Genomic DNA, 17,860 nt, shown 5'->3' on the forward strand with positions numbered 1-17,860 from the left:
CAGGTTCCTTGACCCACTGGTCTTGTTTTAGGCCCGGGGGACAGGTTCCTTAACCCACTGGTCTTATTTTGGGTCGGGGGACAGGTTCCTTAACCCACTGGTCTTATTTTGGGTCGGGGGACAGGTTCCTTAACCCACCGCTTGCCTCAACGCTTGACCCACCCGTTTTATTATAATCTCCAGAGAACCAGCTCCGCCCCTCAATAACCACCCCTCCTCCAACAAAATCACGCCTGTTCAAATCCCCTCTTTCCCAAAACCCATGCAAAAAACCAATGCATAAAATATCCATCCGGAACAAGAATAACCATATGAATGAAGTTTGAAAGGATGAGAACGATGGATAATGTGTTGCTTGCGAGAATGCTGTTTGGGTCATCCCTTATCTTTCATATTATTTTTGCGACATTGGGAGTTGGGCTTACGCTGATGATTCTCATCGCTGAAATATTGAGGATTGTTAGAAAAGATAATGATTATGGAATTCTTGCAAAGCGGTGGACTAAAGCTGTTGCAATTTTACTTGGGGTAGCTATTCCATCTGGCACCATTGTAGCTGTCATGCTTGCTTTGTTGTGGCCGGGTTTAATTGAAGTAGTCGGACAAGTTATTGCCCTGCCTTTTACGTTAGAAATTTTTGCGTTCTTTTTTGAGGCTTTATTTCTTTCTATTTACGTGTATGCGGCCAGCCGCTTAAGTTCGACAATGCGCATCATCAGTGTCTTTTTCGTCGCACTTGGAGCTACGGCTTCTGCTGTTTTAATCACCAACGTTCAGTCATGGATGAATACACCAACTGGATTCAGTATCGTGAACGGAGATATTACCGATGTACGTCCATGGGAAGCGGTCTTAAATCCAGCCTTTGGTTATACAGCTATACACGTTGCAAGTAGTGCTTATACAGCGACTGCATTTGTCGTTGCTTCCTATGCCGCTTATCAATTGTTAAAACCGAACCTGAAACAAAGTGAAAAAACGTATCATCGCAAAGGGTTAATGATGGCACTTATTTTTGGAGCGATTACATCTCTATGGACAGCAACAAATGGGCATCATTCAGCTGTTGGTTTGCACAACAACGTACCCGTTAAATTAGCAGCGGCTGAAGGTCTATTTGAAACTCAGTCAAATGCTCCACTCTCCATTTTTGGCACACCAGACCCTGAAGCGAATCGGGTTGTCGGCGGAATTGAAGTTCCAGGCATGCTCAGCTATCTGGCAACCGGTTCTACGGATGGAGTTGTAGTTGGACTAAATGAATATCCACGGGACGAGTGGCCGCCACTCTTTGTTCATACCTTATTTAACATCATGGTCGGCATTGGATCAGCTTTAATTGCGCTGTCATTTGGCGCATTAGCTTATCGGATCTTTTTCAAAAAACGAGAATATCCGAATTGGGTGCTCATTCCTTTAGTTGCAAGCGGACCTTTAGCCATGCTCGGCATTGAAACAGGCTGGATTTTTGCTTGCATCGGAAGACAGCCTTGGACCATTTATGGCATTCAGCGGACGGCAGAAGCTGCAACGAAATCAGCAAACCTAGGAACCTTCTTTGTCATTTTTATTTCGCTCTATGGTTTTCTATTAGTTGTGACAGCACTTGTGATGCGTTATTATTTCCGCCGCAATCCGCTTATAAAAGAATTTGAAAGTCAAACCACAACGGTTTAGAAATGAGGAAACTCAATGGAAGCCCATGTTGCCATCGTAGTGATCTGGCTGTTTTTGTTCCTGTATGCATTAGGCGGAGCGATCGATTTTGGTGCAGGCTTTTGGTCGATGTTTTATTTTGGACGCAGGGATACGACCGCAGCCAGCATAGCGAACTTGTATTTAAATCCTTCCTGGAAAGTAACAAATGTTTTCTTGGTTTTATTAGTTGTTGCTTTAGTCGGTTTTTTTCCTCATGCAGCCTTTGCTTTAGGATCGTTTATGATTGTACCAGTCAGCTTTGTACTCATTTTGCTGATCATCAGAAGCGCGTTTATGGTGTATTCCTATTCGGTGCAAAAATATACGAAGCTATTTACTTACATTTCCGGCATTACCGGTCTGCTCATTCCCGCACTCATGCTGAGCATCCTGCCGATTATTATTGGCGGGTTTGTGGAAGTCGTTGGCGGCAATCATTATATTCTCTATGACAGACTGCTTTCCAGCCCAACCCTTTATGCTCATATCGGTTTTGGTTTAGCAGCGGAATTGTTTCTATCCTCCCTCTTCCTTAGCGATTATGCCAGAGAAGCGAAAGCAATGGAAACGTATGAGGTGTATCGAAAAAATGCGATCATCCTTGGTCCGATCATGCTTAGTATGGCTGTTGCTGCAACGATGACACTGATGCCGGAAGCGATGTGGATGGTTGAAAATATGGCTAGGCAATGGCATCTGTTCGCCTTAAGCCTCGTTGTTTTTTCTATTGGATATAGTGCTCTTTGGTGGCCATCTAAAAAAGGGCGTGTTGGGCAGCCGCGGGTTGCAGTTCTTTTTATGGTGGCGCAGATTGGTTTAGCAAGCTTTGCTTACGGCTGGGGCCATATGCCTTATATTGTCTATCCAGATCTGACGATATATGATGCGGTGACAAATAAAGAAATGTATCTTTCCCTTCTGTGGGGATATGCAATCGGGATGGCGATTCTTGTGCCATTATTCTATTGGTTTTGGCGTCTCTTTCTCAAAGATAAACGATATCTTACAGATAAAAAAGTGGATGATGTACGGTAGCTAGGAGGACAAAAGGTGAAGCAGCTAAAAGATCTTGCCAAACAACAGAAATGGAGCACGTATTCTCTTTCGTTTACAGCGTTTGTAATAGGTTGTATGACAGTGGTGCAGGCATTATTGATTGTATCCATCGTTACAAACATTTTTATAGGAGAGAAGCCGCTTTCAGCTGTTATTTACCATTTAGCAGCTCTTTTAGCTGTGTTTTCAGTGAGAGGATTATGCTCCTATTTACACGGCAAAGCTGGGATCATGATGGCCTCTCAAGTAAAAAAACAATTTCGCCAAGCATTGATCACACAGTATTCCGATAACCCTGTTCAAGCATCAATCAAAGGGCAATCAGGGCAAAAAGTAACGCTAGTGACGGATGTCGTCGACGAAATTGACCCTTACTTCAGCAAATATTATCCACAACGGATCTTATCTTCCATTGTATCACTCATTCTATTAGCCGCCGTCCTTTGGCAAAACTGGGTTTCAGCAGTCATTATGATTGTAACCGCTCCTCTTATTCCCATTTTTATGATCATCATTGGAAAAAAAACGGAGAAAAAAGCCCTTCAGCATGTGGAAAAACTCACTGTTCTTGCAGGAAAATTCCTCGATAGCCTGCAAGGGTTAGTCACATTGAAGCTTTTTGGAAAAGTGAATGAAGAAGCATCCCTTATAAAAAAAAGCAGCATTGATTACCGGACAGCAACAATGGATGTCCTTAAATTCGCCTTCCTCTCCTCTCTTGTACTCGAGCTCATCTCAATGCTTGGGACTGCGCTAATCGCTTTGGAAGTTGGACTCCGCCTTGTCATATATCAAAATATCTCTTTCTTCCCAGCCTTCTTTGTCTTAGCGATTGCGCCTGAATTTTATAAAACATTGAAGGATGTCGGCAGTGCCTTTCATGCAGGAAAAGGCAGTATGGCTGCTGCAGAGAAAATAATAGATGAGCTGGAGGAATCTAGTGAGGTCATCCAATGGGGACATGAACCGTTGTCGCAAAGTGCTGGACCGCCCCGCATTGAGCTGAGCAATCTATCTTTTACATATGGGGAAGCTCAATTTTCCTTGCATGGCATCAACGCAGCATTTGAACCTTATAGCCAAATTGCGATTGTGGGGCCAAGCGGAGCTGGTAAAACAAGCTTACTTCACTTACTAGCTGGGATCTACAGGCCTGCAACTGGAGAAGTGTTAGTAAATGATCAGCCGCTTTTTACCTATGATGAAGATGATTGGTTCGAAAAGCTCATTTATATCTCACAAGACCCTTATATTTTTTCAGGCACCATTAAAGACAATATTCTCATTGCTTGTCCTGAGAAAAAGATCTCTGAAAACGAGCTCAGCACTGTATTGGAAAAAGCAGGACTCACTGAGCTTATACAGCAATTAGAAGATGGCATACATACGTCTATTGGGGAAGCTGGCAGAGGTTTATCCGGCGGGGAAAAGCAGCGAATTGCACTTGCCCGTGCTTTTTTAAAAAGGCCATCGGTCATTTTGTTTGATGAGCCTACTGTTGGATTAGATCTTTATACAGAAAGCATTTTGCAAAAATCGATTGCAGAGCTGGCCCAAACCGCAACCATCATTACCGTCGCACACCGATTACATACCATTAAACAGGCAGACTGTATTTTGTATTTGGAAAAAGGAATGTTAGTTGGAAAAGGCACTCATAAAGAGCTATTGGAACAGACAAAGGATTATTTGACGATGGTAGAAGAACATCAAGGAGGTGCAGCCGGATGACGGAGTTAAGATTCGTAATTAAGTTAATGTTCATCGAACGAAAAGATATGTACATTTCGATCTTCTTTGGCGTACTGGCTGGATTATCCACGGTTGCTGTGTTTGCAGACAGCGGCTATCTCGTATCGAAGGCCGCACTGCTTCCGCCGCTATATATCCTTACCATTTTTGTCGCTCTGTTAAAATTATTCACCGTCATTCGCGCCTTTGCCCGCTATGCGGAACGCTATTACTCTCACAGAGCTACTTTTACAATCCTAAGTAATGTAAGAACCTACTTCTTTACCAAACTAGAGCCACTGGCACCTTCCCTTTTTCAGCGTTTTCGCAGCGGTGACTTGTTGGCAAGGGTTGTCGGCGATGTAGAAAGCCTGCAGAATTTTTTCCTTCGCGTGTATTATCCGCCGATTGTGATGCTCGTTGTTTTCCTTTCAACGGTCCTTTTTACCGCCCTATTTTCATTGCCTGTTGCATTAATACTTTTATTAGGGCTGGTTATAACCGGCTTTTGTATTCCCTTTATATTTGCCATGAAACAGCGGGGCATCCAAGCAAAAATCCGGCAGCTTCGCACTGAGCTATCTACTGATACAACCGAATTTTTATATGGCTTTTTGGATTTAAAGCTGTATCAGAAGCTATCTTCTAAAGAACAGGGATTGAGTCAAACCTCAGACGTTTATATTAGGGAGCAAGCAAAAAGAGGAAAGCAGGATCAACTAAACTTTGCCGTTAATCACTGGTTTTCTCTGTTCACTTCATGGTCTGTGATTGCTTTGGGAGCTTACCTGATTTCTGCCGGAGAACTTGATGGCGTGTTTTTAGCGATGCTTGTTCTTATTTCCTTGACGGTATTTGAAACGGCAGCTCCAATGACCGAGGCACCGGGTTATTTTGAAGATACTAGAAATGCTGCCGAACGGCTGTCTACAATCATCAATGAAGCGGAGAAACAACAAGAGCTAAAAGGCAATGGCAGATTAGCAGTGCTAGAGGGTCCCCCGGAAATAGAATGTGTAAATGTCCATTTTTGCTTTCCAGGAGAAGCACGCCCTACTCTAACAGATGTTTCTTTGCGCTTACCGAGCGGTTCCAAAACAGCGATCGTTGGACCAAGCGGTTCCGGAAAATCGACATTGCTGCATTTATTATTAAAACTTTATCCGCCGTCCAGCGGAACCATTATGATACAAGGACAGGATCTAGCACATTTAGATGAAGACCAGCTCTGGAAAGATGTCTCTCCTGTTCTCCAAAGCAATCACTTCTTTTATGGCAGTGTTCGAGATAACCTAAAACTTGCGGGTGACAGTATTTCCGATGAAGAAATGAATGAAGTTCTTTCATATGTAAAACTAGACACTTTATCCATGGACACTGTGGTTTTGGAGAAAGGCGCAAATCTTTCCGGCGGCGAAAAACAAAGACTTGCCATTGCCAGAGCAATGCTGAAAAAGGGCAGCCTTTTGCTGCTGGATGAACCAACCTCGTCTGTTGATCCCATCACACAGCAGCGCGTGATGAACAGATTATTTACTGGAGCAAGTGACAACACCATTGTTTTAGTAAGCCACAACCTTACCGGCTTAGAACAAATGGACCAAATCATTGTAATGGACCAGGGCAGGATCATTGAAAATGGAACATTCCAGGAATTGATGAAGAGAAAAGGGTATTTTTATCGGATGAAGATGATTGAGAGGAATGTGTTTTATGGATAGAGGTGGGATTAGTGTGGGTTGGGGGACAGGTTTCTCGATCCACTGGGTTTCTGGGGATAGGTTCCTCGACCCGGGTTCAAATAAGCGGAGGTTTTCCGGTTATTTTCATTTTAGCGCTATTTTTGGTCTAAATAAGCGGAAGTTTTCCGGTTATTTCCCTCAAAACAGGTCTTTTTCACGTTTTTTGAGCAAATAGTCGGAATTTCTCCCTCTATTTTGGCTGTTTTTAGCGTGATTTTAGAAATAAGGGAAGTTTCTCCGCTTATTATTAACAAGCTCGCTTTATCCTCACTAGTTTTAGGGGATAGGTCCCTCGACCCAGATTCAAATAAGCGGAGCTTTTCCGCTTATTTTCATTTTAGCGCTAATTTGGGTCTAAATAAGCGGAAGTTTTCCGCTTATTTCCCTCAAAACTGTCCTTTTTCACGTTTTTTGAGCAAATAGTCGGAATTTCTCCCTCTATTTGGGCTGTTTTTAGCGTGATTTTAGAAATAAGGGAAGTTTCTCCGCTTATTATTAACAAGCTCGCTTTATCCTCACTAGTTTTAGGGGACAGGTCCCCCGACCCGTGTTCAAATAAGCGGAGCTTTTCCGCTTATTTTCATTTTAGCGCTATTTTTGGTCTAAATAAGCGGAGGTTTTCCGGTTATTTCCCTCAAAACTGTCCTTTTTCACGTTTTTTGAGCAAATAGTCGGAATTTTTCCCTCTATTTTGGCTGTTTTTAGCATAATTTTAGAAATAAGGGAAGTTTCTCCGCTTATTATAAACAAGCTCGCTTTAACTACACGGGTTTTAGGGAACTGGTCCCTCGACCCACTAGGTTTCTGGGGACAGGTTCCTCGACCGCAAAAAAAACTCCATTTTGAAAACAAAATCGCTCAAAATGGAGTATCTTTTATCTATTCACCAATATTACAAATTCCGAATATCCTTAATCAGCATTTCAACATTTTCCTTTTTCGTAGCCCAGCTGGTGCAGAATCTTACAACACTGTTCTCATCATCCACTTTTCCCCAATAGGAAAACGAATATTTGTCACCTAATTTCGATAACACTTCATTCGGTAAAATCGGAAACTGCTGATTGGTTTTGGAATCATATCGCAGTGAATAACCCTTCTCTACAAACGCCTCCCGGATCATCAGCGCCATTTCAACAGCATGATTAGATATGTCATAATATAAGCCATCTTCAAATAGGGTTTCAAACTGAATGCCCAATAATCTTCCTTTCGCCAGCATTCCGCCTTTTTGCTTGATCATATACCGAAAATCTTTTTTAAGAGAATCATTTATGATTACGACCGCTTCCCCGAACAGCGCTCCTAATTTCGTTCCGCCGATATAGAATACATCACAAAGTTTAGCAATATCCGCTAAAGATAAATCACTGCCTTCTGAGACGAGACCATATCCTAAGCGAGCGCCATCCATAAATAACGGTAAATCACATTCCCGGCAAACTTTGCTTAATTCCTCCAATTCAGATTTACTGTAGGTCGTCCCATTTTCGGTAGGGTGCGATATGTAAACCAATCCTGGCTGTACCATATGTTCATGTGCGGCATCATTCCAATGAGCTTCATATAATTCTTTTACCTGATCTGCTTTCATTTTCCCATCATCACTGGGCAAAGTAAGCACTTTGTGACCGGTCGCTTCAATGGCACCCGTTTCGTGATCAGCGATATGTCCTGTAACGGCAGCCACTGCTCCCTGATGCGGGCGCAATATGGAAGAGATAATCGTTGTATTCGTTTGTGTTCCTCCAACTAAAAAGTGAACATCAGCATTCTCTGCATCACACGCTTTTCTAATATACTCTCTGGCTTTTTCACAATGCTCATCCATTCCATACCCAGGCGATTGTTCTTCATTCGTATCGATGAGCATTTGCAGAATTCGCGGATGTGCACCTTCTGCATAATCATTTTCAAATCGTATCATTTATAGTCCTCCACTTTAACCTACTTGTATTTGTTTAATAATTCTTCTGGAATATGACAATAATCATCTGGACATCGAGCTAACCGATCTTGATGTTCCTCTACACTTCTCACATAGTTTATAAGAGGCAGTACTTCCACAACGATAAGGTCATAATCACTTCTCTCACTAAGAAACGTCTTCGCCTCGATTAAGTGTTCAGGATCTGCACTGTATACACCTGTTCTATATTTCTTCCCAACATCCTGACCTTGTTTATTCAAACTGTATGGATCAATAATTTCGAAAAAATAGCCCATTAATTCTGTGATCGTCACCACGTTCGGATCAAATTCTGTTTTTACACATTCCGCGTAGTCATCATATTCACCTTGGAGTGTTTGACTTGTTCCATTCGCTCGTCCCGCTTCTGTAAACCTAACTCCAGGTAAAGTTTTTATAAAAGCTTGCACACCCCATAAACATCCGCCTGCAAAATATACTGTTTCCATAGTGATTCTCCTTATTAGCTTATCAGTCTAATCAAAATCAGGTTGATACCGCTTCGTTATATCTGAAAAAACCAACAGTTCTTTATTAGAAGTTTAATATGAATATAGTTAGCGCGCAAAAATAAATCTTCACTCTAGCATATTAAAGCGCGGAAAATAATTGCGCACCAAAAATCCGCCAAATACTATGAATAAGATCGGCATGAAGATCCCGCCAACTGTAAAACCGGTAATTCCAAAAATGATACAAATGATCCCAAACCATGCAGCCAGTGAATGGATCGTATAAGAAATGATGGAGCCAATAAACGTGAGTGTCCGCCCTAAAAATAGCTCCCCTTTAGGCTCTCTTAACATATGGCGAATACTTAAAATAAAGCTCCAGACCAATAATACCGGGATACCCCATATTAAGAACATTGCAAATAAATCCATTTTCCACTCTCCTAATCTTCAACACTCTTTAAATTTTTGTAAAAGATTCTTATACATACTCTATATCCTGTGTTTTAAAGGACAGGTTCAGAGGGTTAAGCCATTAGTTTATTTACGGATGGTCAGTTTTTCTGCTTAATTACAGTTTGTAGATCTTTTCGGGGTTAAATAAGCGGAGCTTTTCCACTTATTTGCTTTTTTGAGCACTATTTTGGTTAAATAAGCGGAGCTTTTCCGCTTATGTAGAGAAAAAACAGTCATTTTCATGTTTTTTGAGGAGATAGTCGGAATTTCTCCCTTTATTTTAGCTATATTCCGTACAATTTTATAAATAAGGGAAGTTTCTCCGCTTATCTTCTCACTCACTGCATCATGGAAATCGAAACTGCTACAATCCTTTCTTACTATCCCAATCGCCAACGAAAATACCAAACTAAGAGCAGCAGTTTTCATTTTCAATATCCTATGCAACTTGCTTTTTCCACTCTCCTACTTCTTTAAAGCATGAAAATAGCTGCCGATGAGCAGCTATAATACTTAAAAATTTTTCACAAGCTTATTAAATTCACTGCAACTATTATGGATAAGGAAGCCCAAATAATAAATAGCAGTGCAACCAGGTGAGGAGACATTTCATCTTTTATTGCTTTTATGAAAGACAAGATAAAGATATACCCAAAAATTAAGGAAAGAATTGCATAAATAAAAAACAAAATAAACCGTCCTTTCAATAATCCATTTAACGCACAATCCATATTTTAACATAACGTTCCAAAAGGATTCCATTCTCACAAACTTTTCGCAAGACAGATCAGGGACATACATTTTAAACAAACTTTCCCCTTTTATAAAACTATATCACCCGTCTAATCATTCACCTGTTCGTTGTGTAATTTCTTTTCAAGAATGATTTTATGCCATCCTTTTTCGTCAGTATACGTACTTAGCACGTCGAATCCATTTTTGATATTCAAGATCAGCATATGACGCCATTTATTCATAGTTTTTGTTTGAACAACTCGATACCCTTTTTCCATTAGATATTGATGCTGTTTTCGCATTAAGGCAGAAGCAATGCCGCTGTTTCTGTAATTAGGATCTACCCCTCCTAACCAGCTATAAAATGTTGTAGCATCATGTTCATATCCAATCTTATACCCAACCACTTTCATATCAAGCATCGCAGTAACAAACAACAGTTTAGGTTTGTTTGCCATCTTGTTTATCAGATCATCATCACAGCCAAAAATAACTTTATGTAATTCTATAATTCCATCTAAAATAGGATCATCAGAGATTGAATTAGTAATAACATAATTAATACACACAAATTTTCCTCCATTCAGTTGAGGAGTTCAGCATAAATATTATCATATTCGGAACTCATTTTTGCTGCAGCCGTTAATATCCATTTCACAAATTGATAAAAAACAGTATATTGAATTTAAGGATGCCAAATTAAATATTAGAGAGAAAACTTCCTATAAAGATATTAATAAGGTACTTTCTAAAGCAAATCCGTTCGGAGGTAATTCTAGGGTTAATGGAGATGGCTATCATCCCGAGAGGCAAATATATATATTTGTAACCGTAAGTGGTATCGGTAAAAAGATGATTACTGTCGTATATGATTCTAAAACTCAAAGACCAATTGCAGCCAGTTCTAATTTAAATAGAAAAAATCCATACAGCTCCTAGGTGGAATTGTATGGGTTTTATTCTTAAAATCTGAATGAAATCAACCAGAGCTAATTCCCTATACCCTCAAAAAACTCCCTCATATCCTCGGGCAATTCCTCAACTGCCAGAACTTTTAATTTTTCAGTTCCTGGAGAAGTCATAATCACATAAGACTTATTGTGATACTCAAAAAGTGAGAATTGACCAACCCTTTTGGCAGTACGATTTTGAATATACTCAAAATCCTCTTCAGAAAAGTTGTCTTCATATCCGTCTAACATCAGCTTCTGTATTTCTTCATAGCTGTCCGCAAAAGTCAATTCTTGATACAATTCAATTGAGTTTTTCGGTTTATAAATGTGCGTATAATACAATACCCCAACTGTAACGAAAGTGATGATCGAGTAGATGATCCAGGTATTAACCTTTCTCTCTTTTGTATTCATGACATCATTTGCGTGAAGATATAAAGCTGATAAAACCCTGGCGCTCCCAAAGCGAGGAAAAGAGTAATAACGGCAAAAAGCTTCGATTGTTTTGTTAGACGGTCATCACCCTTTTTGAGATGCTCAAAGTATGTAAGGGTGAAGTAAAGACATCCAGTAAACATAATAGCTGAAAATACCCCTAACCAAATTCCAATTGACCCTAACGCTAATTGATCCATTCAAATCACTTCCCTTCTAAAATATTAAACTATTCCTAATTTTACCTTTTATTAGTTTACCATTTCTTCATTCCGTCTGCCTCTTGAGTCAAAAATAAATATCTGAATCATTCTGCATCATGTTCAATATAACAGCTAAAAAATGTGGCTATGAACTAAAATAATATTCTAAAACACGAATATTCAATGTCATGTGTTGGATATTTAAACAAGCCCGTTCCATTGCGCTGCGCACTCTCGCATTCCGAGGGGAGAAAGCTGAGCCTCTTCGGCACGCCTGCGAGGTCGCACCCTTTCCTCTATTTCCATCCGGAGTCAAGAGTCCCCACTCCATTTCACTCATGTTTGTTAAAATAACAAATAAAAAACCGAATGATTAGAAAGATTCCTAACCATTCGGTTCATTGGTCGTGTTAGATACTTATGACCCAGTCTCACTTGTGTACTGGAAATTTTATCTAACTCAAAGTCTGTTTTTCAGCCAAAATTTTATATTTGTTATCGCCTAAAGATTCAACTTTTCTCTGCTCTTTCCCATTAAGAGCTACTACAACGTCATCGCTTATACCATGTACAATGAATTGAACTTTCGCCCAGTCTGGATCATATTTGTCTTGTCCTCTGGATGTTGTTATTTCCAATCGATTATCTTTTAGAATTGCTTCAAAAGTGCATTCAAAAAAGGCACCATTTTCATAATTAAATGACTTACCATCATCTTCGTAGTATGTGAAAGAGGAAGAATGGCCTTCTGTTGGATAAATATGAACGGTCAGCTCACTTTCCTTTGTTTCAGTTGAGCTCTTTACTGTTCCGTGAGTTAAAATTGCACCTTCTTTTACAAAAATCGGCAGAGTAGACAAGTCCGCTTCAACAAGATGATGTTGTCCGCCTTCTAGTTTTTCCTCTGTCCAATAATTTACCCAGCTGCCTTCAGGCAAATAAACGACTCTGTGAAACGTATCAGGTGTTAGGATTGGGGCAACGATCATGTCAGATCCAATCATGAATTGATCTGACAAATTAAATGTATTTTTATCAGTCGGATATTCCAATACAAGCGGCCTCATAACCGGTACACCTGTAACACTTGCTTCTTTAAATAGAGTATATAAATACGGAAGCCATACATATCTCTCCTGAATATACTTTCTAATTACCTTTTCATACTCTTCACCAAATGACCAAGGCTCTTGGGAAATCGAACTTTGTTCACTATGGTTTCTAAAGTATGGTGTGAATGTGCCAAATTGTGTCCAGCGAGTCAGTAATTGACCATTTGAATCATGTGCAAATCCTCCAACATCCGGTCCGCAGAAAGGTATACCCGACATTCCTAAGTTCATACACATCGGAATGGCCATTTGCAAATGCTCCCAGAAGCTGCGATTATCGCCTGTCCATACGGATGCATAGCGCTGAACACCAGCATACCCAGCACGAGTTAATAAGAATGGACGATTTCCATCAAGTTGGCGCTTCATTCCTTCATATGTCGATTCTTCCATAAGAAAACCGTAAATATTATGCAGCTCTCGATGCGTTTTAGGATCGCCATCATTTTCGTGGATTACTTTGACATCCATTGTTTTGGTTTCATTAAAGACGGCTGGTTCATTCATATCATTCCAGATACCTTCGATTCCTAATTCGGTATAAAATTGATATTTGTCTCCCCACCATTTTCGAACCTCACTGTTTGTAAAGTCAGGAAATGCGCTATTTCCAGGCCATACCGGTCCAAAATAAATATTTCCTTCAATATATTTACAGAAATAATCATTTCTAACGCCTTCTTGATAAATGTAGTATTCAGGGTCTTCTTTTACACCAGGATCTACTATAGGCACTACTTGAATACCTGCATCCTTCAGCTCCTGGATTAATTTTTTTGGATTAGGAAATCTGTCTTCATCAAATGTAAATACCCGATAGCCATCCATGTAATGAATGTCCAGATATACAGCATCTAACGGAATGTCTTTTTCCTTAAATGCAGCAACCAGGTCCCTTACCTCCTGCTCGGACTTATAGCTATAACGGGATTGATGATAACCTAATGACCATTTGGGCGGAAGCGGCATTTTACCTGTAATATCAGTATATTGTTCCAGCACATTCTTTGGGGAAGGTCCTGCAAATACGTAATAATCCAATTGACCAGCTTCAGCAGAAAATGAATACATGTCTGTCGATGATTTCATGTCAAAAACCGTCTTGGATGTATTATCAAAGAAAATTCCATAGGCACTTCCGTTTCGAATACTCATAAAATAAGGAATTGATTGATACAGAGCATCGATTTCAGGGTTATGTGGCGCATAAACATCCGTGTTCCACATCGTCATCTTTTCGCCGCGTTTATCAAGGAAGCTTGTTTTTTCACCAAATCCATAAAAATGATCATCTTGATCCATTTTCTTATAGCAAATCACTTCTTGATTACTGGAATAGCCCATTCCTTCTTTTGCATCGCTGACAATTAACTGACCTTGTGAATCATAAATCGATATCAAAACAGGAGCTTTTTTGATCACCAGTTTTATTTTTTGAGACGTTACAGCTATTTCGTCCTTGCCTTCATCAATCGTAACTTCAACTTCTTCCGGTTCCTTTATCACTGCGAGACTGGATTTTTGTATCGGTACACTTTTTGGATTCATGATCATCCGAACAATATCATCTCGATAAAATTGAACAGAGACAAAACCATTTTCACACTGAAGCTCAACTGAGTTATTTCCTTTTGTTTTATAGGAAACAAGTGCACCTATATTTTTATAAGCAGTATTCAATAATTTTTTTTCATTTTCAGGCAGTATTGCAAAACTAGTATCTTGCATTTTGTGACCTCCTTGCTGTTTTTAAAAATATATACCAACCGATATGATTACCCTTTTGTTGCTCCGGATGTTAGTCCGCTAATTAAATAACGCTGAAGCATTAGGAAAACGAGCGCAATCGGGATCGCAATTAAGATAGAACCGGCAGCAAACCTTGTAAAGTTATTGGCAAACTGCGCGTTTACAAAGTTATACAGCCCTAATGCCAATGTAAAGTTTTCCGGGCTTCGCAAAATAATTCTAGGTAAGATGAAGTCCATAAATGGAGCCATGAAATTAAATAAGGCTACAACTGCAAGGATTGGTTTTGCAAGCGGAAGCATGATGGTAAATAGGATTTTAAAATGACCTGCTCCATCCATTTTTGCGGATTCATCCAATTCCCTAGGGATTGTATCAAAATAGCCTTTTACTAAAAACGCATTCATTGGTATGGACCCGCCAATATAAACCAAGACTAATCCCCACAGAGTGTCCAGCAAACCAACTAGATTCAATAATATATAGATAGCCACCATTGCCATTAAAACAGGAAACATTTGAAGTAATAGAAACGTATAGATTCCATATTTTCTGCCAAAGAAGCGATATCTTGAAAAAGCATAAGCAACTAATGAAACAAAAATGGTGGATCCAATAGAAGTCGCGGTTGCGACAATTAGCGTATTTTTATACCAAATTAAATAATCACTATCCGGATTTGTAAATAACCAAATATAGTGCTTAAAAGACCAGTTATCAGGGATGATGTCTGCACCATATAAACTCGATCCTGGATTGAGTGATAGTCCAAATGTCCAAAGCAGGGGATATAGAATGATAATAAACATTACCAGTAAAAACCCATAGATACCGGTTAATTCTAATCTGTTTTTTAGTTTGTGATTCATTACATTTCTCCCCCTTCTTTAAATGTGGATGTTTTTCTAAATTGGAAAAACGCAAATATCGCGACGATTAGACCAAGTATTAAGGAGATGGCCGCTGCAATACTGAATTGGCTTGATGTAAAGGTTAGATCGTATACCCATGAAATTAGAATATCCGTTCCTCCAGCATTCTGCCCCTGTACGGCAGGTCCACCCTGATTAAACAAGTAAATTAAATTGAAATTATTAAAGTTTCCTGCATATTGCATAATCAATAGCGGAGCAGTTGCAAACATTAAATGCGGAAACGTAATGAACCTGAATTTTTGCATTCGGCTGGCACCATCCATATCTGCCGCCTCATACCATTCACTTGAAATACTCTGAAGAACACCAGTAAATAATGCAAATACAAACGGAAAGCCAAGCCATGTTTGGATACCGATTAAAGCAATTCGAGTCCAGAAGGGATCGCTCAGCCACGGAATACCCTCTCCGAATAAAGGCATGATAATATCTCTATTGATAGCACCAAAGTTATCATTAAATAGCGCTGTAAAAATTAGAATCGTTACAAAGCCCGGCACTGCCCATGGTAAAATCAATACGGTTCGAATTAATCTTTTCATTTTTACTCTTGGGTCATTAACAATAACAGCAAGGAACATAGCTAATGCAATCTGGATGGTCGTGGCTACAAATGTCCAAATGAGCGTCCATGACAGAACGGAGAGAAATGTAGTTCTCCACATTGGGATCGTTACTAATGCTGTGAAATTATCAAAGGCTACCCAATCTAATAGATTCTTTGGCGGCGAATTCATCAGCGTATAATTTGTAAACGCTAGAAATGCCATAAATAATAATGGGAAAATGACAATAAATATTAATAAGAATAGTCCGGGACCTACTAGTAAATATGGAAAAGATGAATCCCATGCATTTAAAAATGATTCTTTTATGGAAGTGATTGCTGAGCCATCCTGTATTTTCTTTGCATCTCTGCGCGCATCTATGATGTTAGCAATATAGAAGGTCAGTCCAAAGCTTGTTAAAATTAACGCGATAATCCCCTGACTTAATAATAGTCTCGAATCATCTACTGCTGGAATTTCCCCTAATGTAAAAAGTCCCCAGTACCCTATATTTAAGATGTCATAAAAGACGATAAAAAAGGCGGCTGATAGTATAAGGAATATTGTCCCCTTGATAAACCGTTTATTATACAATTGTCCAAGTCCTGGTATGATGGACAGTAAGGTGGCCATTTTCACGCTATGTGAACGAGTTTGACCAGATGTCATTTTGCACCCCTCCCTTTTCTCTTTGAAAGCATGATCTTTAACCATAAAATGGGCTTAAATGCTATCCATTTTCATGGATAACATTTAAGCAATAATTGATTACTTATAGTTAAGTTGAATATCTTGATTGATCTGTTCTTCAGCAGCCTCCAAACTTCCCTTAACATCCTCTTCTTGTGTAATAAAGGTTAAGGCGTCTGCCATTGGATCCCAAACAGCAGATAGTGCAGGAACTGGCGGGAATGGGTTTGCATTTTCTAATTGTGTTGCAAAACCATTCAACAGTGGATCGTTTTGGAATTCTTCACTGCTTAAAATAGCGGAGTTTGCTGGCATTTCACCGGTATTTTCATAATAAGTTTTTAAAGATTCTTCATTTGTTAAGTAGATTGCTAAGTCAGTAGCAGCTTCTGGATTCTCCGAGTACGCAGAAAGCATCCATCCTTTTGTACCTAAGAAAGTAACTGGGTGCTCTCCATTTTCAAGTTTTGGAATTGGAGCCGTCCCTAATTTATCTCCTAATGCTTCTTTATGCTCAGCTAAAGCCCAAGGACCATTTATAACAGCACCTACTTTGCCGTCATTAAATAAGCCGCCTACAACATCCATCGTAATACCAGTTGGAATGTATCCGTTTTCAAACCAACCCTGAATAAGTTCTCCACCTTTAACTGCACTCTCACTTGCCAATCCAAGTTCATCTACATTAAACACATCGCCATCTTTTCCAAAGATTTCTGCACCGTAACCGGCCATGAATGGGAAAGAGAAATAGAAATCTGTTGCAGGATAAAGGAAACCATATTCATCATTTGATGCATCTGTTAAATCAGCTGCAATACCTTCGATGTCTGCCATCGTTTCTGGTGCCTCTGGAACAAGGTCCTTGTTGTAGTATAGAGCCAGTGATTCTACTACAGCCGGTAAACCATAGACTTCACCTTCATAACTTAACGCTTCTACAGAACCTTCAGAATACGTATCAAGAACTTCTTGATCTACATTCATTGGCTGAACTAATCCTTTTAATGATAAGCTTCCAATTCCAGGCTGGAAGAACAAGTCAGGGCCATTACCTGAAGGACCATCAAGCGACATTGCTTCTTCTTGTTCGTCCATTGCAAATGGAAGAACTTCTACATTGATTCCTGTCTCTTCTGTATATCCTGCTGCAATTTCTTCAATATCAGGTGCTTGATCAACAGGTGCCCAGATCAATAAACTCTCAGGATTTTCTGCTTCAGTATTATTTTCGTTTTGATCTCCTTCTTGATCATCACTCGTATTGGTACGATCCGGTCCACAGGCTGCTAAAAATAAAATCAGTATTATTGATATTAATGCAAGAAAACGTTTTTTCACTTCTATTCCCCCTTAAAATTAGTAGAAATGGTAAAACAATTACTGTGCGGACATA

15 protein-coding genes are annotated in these 17,860 nt (G+C 39.6%); 5 read left to right on the forward strand and 10 right to left on the reverse strand.

Annotated features, from left to right (window positions below):
- Positions 1-339 precede the first annotated feature (339 nt).
- From B7E07_RS17460 to cydC, 4 genes are read left to right on the forward strand one after another with little or no spacing between them, the layout of a single operon-like run.
- Positions 340-1,677 (forward strand): cytochrome ubiquinol oxidase subunit I, encoded by a 1,338-nt coding sequence (locus B7E07_RS17460; protein WP_080847985.1) that lies wholly within the window; start codon positions 340-342, stop codon positions 1,675-1,677.
- Between the two features lie 15 nt (positions 1,678-1,692).
- Positions 1,693-2,733: a cytochrome d ubiquinol oxidase subunit II gene (locus tag B7E07_RS17465; RefSeq protein ID WP_080847989.1), complete on the forward strand. Its 1,041-nt coding sequence runs from the start codon at positions 1,693-1,695 to the stop codon at positions 2,731-2,733.
- Positions 2,734-2,748: 15 nt separating this feature from the next.
- Positions 2,749-4,485, forward strand: a complete 1,737-nt coding sequence (gene cydD / locus B7E07_RS17470) for a thiol reductant ABC exporter subunit CydD (protein WP_080847992.1) — start codon at positions 2,749-2,751, stop codon at positions 4,483-4,485.
- Positions 4,482-6,206, forward strand: a complete 1,725-nt coding sequence (gene cydC / locus B7E07_RS17475) for a thiol reductant ABC exporter subunit CydC (RefSeq protein ID WP_080847996.1) — start codon at positions 4,482-4,484, stop codon at positions 6,204-6,206. Before cydD ends, cydC begins: the two co-directional genes overlap by 4 nt.
- Before the next feature lie 913 nt (positions 6,207-7,119).
- Here cydC and B7E07_RS17480 read toward each other — a convergent pair.
- The 4 genes from B7E07_RS17480 to B7E07_RS17500 all read right to left on the reverse strand — a co-directional run bounded on the left by B7E07_RS17480 (position 7,120) and on the right by B7E07_RS17500 (position 10,408).
- Positions 7,120-8,154 (reverse strand): threonine aldolase family protein, encoded by a 1,035-nt coding sequence (locus B7E07_RS17480; RefSeq protein WP_080847999.1) that lies wholly within the window; start codon positions 8,152-8,154, stop codon positions 7,120-7,122.
- Between the two features lie 20 nt (positions 8,155-8,174).
- Entirely contained in the window at positions 8,175-8,645 is a 471-nt protein-coding gene (locus B7E07_RS17485) for a peptide-methionine (S)-S-oxide reductase (protein WP_080848003.1), read from the reverse strand.
- A gap of 129 nt (positions 8,646-8,774) precedes the next feature.
- A complete protein-coding gene (locus tag B7E07_RS17490) occupies positions 8,775-9,080 on the reverse strand; it encodes a hypothetical protein (protein ID WP_080848006.1) in 306 nt (101 codons plus the stop codon).
- A gap of 866 nt (positions 9,081-9,946) precedes the next feature.
- Positions 9,947-10,408, reverse strand: coding sequence for a GNAT family N-acetyltransferase (locus B7E07_RS17500; RefSeq protein WP_373886058.1), 462 nt, complete (start codon positions 10,406-10,408; stop codon positions 9,947-9,949).
- A gap of 61 nt (positions 10,409-10,469) precedes the next feature.
- Here B7E07_RS17500 and B7E07_RS17505 point away from each other — a divergent pair, with 61 nt between their 5' ends.
- Positions 10,470-10,778, forward strand: a complete 309-nt coding sequence (locus B7E07_RS17505) for a hypothetical protein (RefSeq protein WP_080848014.1) — start codon at positions 10,470-10,472, stop codon at positions 10,776-10,778.
- A gap of 50 nt (positions 10,779-10,828) precedes the next feature.
- On the opposite strand, the gene B7E07_RS17510 is transcribed toward B7E07_RS17505, so the two are convergent.
- The 6 genes from B7E07_RS17510 to B7E07_RS17535 form a co-directional block, all read right to left on the reverse strand.
- Positions 10,829-11,206, reverse strand: coding sequence for a hypothetical protein (locus B7E07_RS17510; protein WP_080848015.1), 378 nt, complete (start codon positions 11,204-11,206; stop codon positions 10,829-10,831).
- Positions 11,203-11,427 (reverse strand): hypothetical protein, encoded by a 225-nt coding sequence (locus B7E07_RS17515; protein ID WP_080848018.1) that lies wholly within the window; start codon positions 11,425-11,427, stop codon positions 11,203-11,205. Before B7E07_RS17515 ends, B7E07_RS17510 begins: the two co-directional genes overlap by 4 nt.
- A gap of 458 nt (positions 11,428-11,885) precedes the next feature.
- Complete coding sequence (locus tag B7E07_RS17520; protein ID WP_080848021.1) at positions 11,886-14,270, reverse strand: glycoside hydrolase family 31 protein; 2,385 nt, start codon at positions 14,268-14,270, stop codon at positions 11,886-11,888.
- A 47-nt stretch (positions 14,271-14,317) separates the two neighbouring features.
- On the reverse strand, positions 14,318-15,160 hold the full coding sequence (locus B7E07_RS17525) for a sugar ABC transporter permease (protein WP_080848024.1): 843 nt from the start codon (positions 15,158-15,160) through the stop codon (positions 14,318-14,320).
- Positions 15,160-16,443, reverse strand: a complete 1,284-nt coding sequence (locus B7E07_RS17530; protein ID WP_080848027.1) for a sugar ABC transporter permease — start codon at positions 16,441-16,443, stop codon at positions 15,160-15,162. The genes B7E07_RS17525 and B7E07_RS17530 overlap by 1 nt, the downstream gene beginning before the upstream one ends.
- A gap of 99 nt (positions 16,444-16,542) precedes the next feature.
- Complete coding sequence (locus tag B7E07_RS17535) at positions 16,543-17,805, reverse strand: sugar ABC transporter substrate-binding protein (RefSeq protein ID WP_257391489.1); 1,263 nt, start codon at positions 17,803-17,805, stop codon at positions 16,543-16,545.
- Between the last annotated feature and the right edge of the window lie 55 nt (positions 17,806-17,860).

This window comes from Cytobacillus gottheilii, from assembly GCF_900166665.1.
GTDB lineage: Bacteria > Bacillota > Bacilli > Bacillales > Cytobacillaceae > Cytobacillus > Cytobacillus gottheilii_A.

Coding starts and splice junctions, on each gene's coding strand:
- B7E07_RS17465 (WP_080847989.1), top strand. CDS start 1,693: ATGGAAGCCCATGTTGCCATCGTAGTGATCTGGCTGTTTTTGTTCCTG.
- B7E07_RS17510 (WP_080848015.1), bottom strand. CDS start 11,206: ATGAATACAAAAGAGAGAAAGGTTAATACCTGGATCATCTACTCGATC.
- B7E07_RS17525 (WP_080848024.1), bottom strand. CDS start 15,160: ATGAATCACAAACTAAAAAACAGATTAGAATTAACCGGTATCTATGGG.
- B7E07_RS17515 (WP_080848018.1), bottom strand. CDS start 11,427: ATGGATCAATTAGCGTTAGGGTCAATTGGAATTTGGTTAGGGGTATTT.
- B7E07_RS17485 (WP_080848003.1), bottom strand. CDS start 8,645: ATGGAAACAGTATATTTTGCAGGCGGATGTTTATGGGGTGTGCAAGCT.
- B7E07_RS17480 (WP_080847999.1), bottom strand. CDS start 8,154: ATGATACGATTTGAAAATGATTATGCAGAAGGTGCACATCCGCGAATT.
- cydC (WP_080847996.1), top strand. CDS start 4,482: ATGACGGAGTTAAGATTCGTAATTAAGTTAATGTTCATCGAACGAAAA.
- B7E07_RS17520 (WP_080848021.1), bottom strand. CDS start 14,270: ATGCAAGATACTAGTTTTGCAATACTGCCTGAAAATGAAAAAAAATTA.
- B7E07_RS17490 (WP_080848006.1), bottom strand. CDS start 9,080: ATGGATTTATTTGCAATGTTCTTAATATGGGGTATCCCGGTATTATTG.
- B7E07_RS17460 (WP_080847985.1), top strand. CDS start 340: ATGGATAATGTGTTGCTTGCGAGAATGCTGTTTGGGTCATCCCTTATC.
- B7E07_RS17530 (WP_080848027.1), bottom strand. CDS start 16,443: ATGACATCTGGTCAAACTCGTTCACATAGCGTGAAAATGGCCACCTTA.